The following is a 3,040-nucleotide window of genomic DNA, read 5'->3' on the forward strand; positions in this document are numbered from 1 at the left end:
AGTTTACTGTTGCAGTAGGAGATTCGATACTCGGTAATTTCAGTCCTGGAGATAAATTAGACTTTATTTCTTTGTTGGGTTATCCAGTAGATAATTTTAGAATCACTGGGATTGATTCATTATTTGGTCGGACAGCAGAAACAGCATTTCCGATTCAATTAGCTTTTAAGGAAAGGGAAGGAAGTTTCAAGATGCGACAAATTCCGGGGCCAATTGATGCGGAAGCTGTACCGGAACCGGGGAGTATTTTGGCGGCTAAGGGAATGCTGCTGTGGTTCGCTGCGATGCGCTATATTTTGCGGAAAAAGCGGCAGGCTGGATAATTTTTATAGAGCCTAATATCCAGACCGGGGCGGGTTTTTGAGATTGGAGATTGTTGGCAGATATTGTTGCCTCACGGGCCCCTACAGGAATCACTATCGAATGAACTGAAGATTCTGCGATTGCTCTCTCGTCGCGCACTGACACAAAGCTCGCAATTACACAACTACATTTATTTTTATTACCTCAAGCCCGGTACATATCATCTTGGACTTATATACCACGTTTCCGCACAAAGAGCAACTAACATCAAAGAACAGGTATTAGAAAAAGTCTGGACTGGTTGGATAGCGATGCCTTTTGTGGACTTACACTTGGTAAGTTGATGAACATACGAAACTTTATTGATAAATTATATATTGTAGTGTAAGATACTTTTTTTTGCAGGCGATCGAAGTTTAGTATTTTTAATTGTAGCAGCAAAAAAATATCACGTAAAAAATCAGTATTTTTACGGTTAAAATATTTATGAATTAGTCCTAATATATAACCAAGTAGTTGATGAGTCACTTTAAGAAAGCAAAGCTGATTGATGTGATGAAGCATTTGGGCTTATTTTTATTGGCTTTAATCCTTTTGGGTGTAATGGCACTGAGCCATAGGTCCGCAGGAGCGACAACGCCCTCTGACATAGGAATAACGAGGGTGACGGAGTTGAAATCCGTAGATTTACCGGACAGCAAGACTGTTGAAGGGGAAGGCATTTCTATGAATATCTCAGTACCGTACTTTATTTTACCCATACCGGAAAAGAAGCTGGATATCAGTAGCCCTTTATCTTTTGTAGTTAGCATTGCCAACAATACACAAAATTTAATTCGAGCTGACAACGACACATTGATTCCAGAACTTGTAGGGCAAGATGGTCGATCGCTGCCACTACAAAAAGCTAGAGATAGACAGTTAAATACGAGAAGTTTGTGCGAATTAGTGGAGCCAGGAACAAGAAAATTATTCCGTTCAGGTGTACTTACATGGAATAATAATAAGCTTCAACTTAAAGGTGATGCCGGGCTTGGCTACTTCTGGTATTTTGACGAACTCAAGCCCGGAGAATATCAGCTTCGGTTCATTTATGACAGTCCTGATGGAAAAGTTTCATGCTATGACGTAGAAACGCAAAAGCCGATGACAGTAAAAGGACTTGGAAGAGGTCAGGGAGCTACGAACTTCATACCGATTCGCGTAGTTCAACCTGTATCCATTAACAGCAATACAGTTGAAGTAGATGGCATTCGCTTTGAAATTTTTATGCCAGAGCGTGTCTTTATAATCCCCTCAAATAAGCCCAATGCTACAACTCCTGTAAAACTCGCTCTTCGGATTACCAATAAAACGGCAACTTCGTTTCGTTTCCAACAGTTAAATACAACGTTACAGATTCTAGAGCAAGGTGGTAAAAAACTGCGTTTGAAAGGACGCGGGGGAGGGAATTTGCTGGCAGGATACAACTGTCCGTTAGTCGAGCCAGGAGAGAATGTTACTTTCAGTCTAGATGCCAAACTCTTCTGGGAAAATAACTTGCTTTTACTTGGACGCTCTGAACGCTCTGGTGGCTTCATCTATTTTGATGAGTTCAAGCCCGGTAAGTATCAGATAAGAATTGGGTACAACCCTGGAGCAGAAGTAAGCTGCACACAGGAGCTCTCAGGAGATACATGGAAAGGCTTGGGAGCTACGCCTTTTGTAGGGTTTAACTTAGTCGAGCATTAAACTTTAACGACATCACACTTGTCTGTTAGGTAGGATTTCACCCCTGGTTGATAGTTTTTAAAATTAGTGGTTTGTAAGGAGTTACAAAAAATGCGATTACGACAATATCCCTTGGTATTTTTGACAACAAGCTTGCTGCTCTGGCTGATGGATTATGGAGCGAGTGCATTCTCTTTTAGTTTGGGCGGTGACACTAGCTCTAAAACCATTTCATACAAAGACCCGGTTAAGGCTGAAGGTAAAATAACTGTAAAACAGGTAAAACTTCTCGACCCACCTGCTCAAAGTAGTGACTTTCTGAGGACCCTCCAAACCCTTTTTCAAGGATGGGAATTTAATCCGGTATCAATAGATGGTAGATTTGAGATAGTAGAAAATCAGCCTTACTACACACCAGAGGCTAACTTCCCAGACGAAGCTACTCACGTAGGGGCTAAATTTCAACTCAATTACCTTTACCAGATAGCAGAAAATGGCGTTTCCAGCAGCTTTCACAATAATATTAACAATCTACATTGGATTCAACGGGTAACTAACTATGAATTTTTAAACGATCGTAAAGGAGAGCCAAATAATTTCATTGACGTTCCATCTTTTCAGGGTAATCCATTTTACGATCTCCAGTTTCCAGGAATGTTACAACCAGGTGTATTCAAAGACTATCCATTCAGGAATAATGTCTCGATAGGTCATACCTTTGACGCTGAACTGTATCTGGTTGAGAAGACAGCAGACAATAAAGTCTCAATTTATAACGGGGTCTCTTGGGGTTGGAAAAGTACAATTAATCGTCCTAAAACCACTAAAAAGTTCTCCGACAGCCTCGCCTCCGGTTTGGAAGTAGACCGTTTTAACCTCTCTGACCTTACTCCAGGTTCCAAATATAGAGCCTGGACAAACAACGACCTTCCCTCCAACCGCTGCAACCCAAACACATTCTTAAGCACTGACAATAACTCAGGTTTTCAGTTAGGATTTGACGACGACAGTAGCCCTGTAGGAAATG

The 3,040-nt window shown here is 41.2% G+C and carries 2 protein-coding genes and 1 pseudogene; all 3 read left to right on the forward strand.

Annotated features, from left to right (window positions below):
• Positions 1-323 (forward strand): annotated as a pseudogene (locus AACV78_RS01105) (PEP-CTERM sorting domain-containing protein); the annotation flags it as partial.
• Positions 324-822: 499 nt separating this feature from the next.
• Entirely contained in the window at positions 823-2,034 is a 1,212-nt protein-coding gene (locus tag AACV78_RS01110) for a histidine kinase (protein WP_194013100.1), read from the forward strand.
• A gap of 90 nt (positions 2,035-2,124) precedes the next feature.
• The coding region (locus AACV78_RS01115; protein ID WP_228042733.1) for a hypothetical protein at positions 2,125-3,040 on the forward strand (916 nt) is incomplete at its 3' end.

Origin of the sequence: Tychonema sp. LEGE 07196, assembly GCF_963890365.1 — a bacterium.
GTDB lineage: Bacteria > Cyanobacteriota > Cyanobacteriia > Cyanobacteriales > Microcoleaceae > Microcoleus.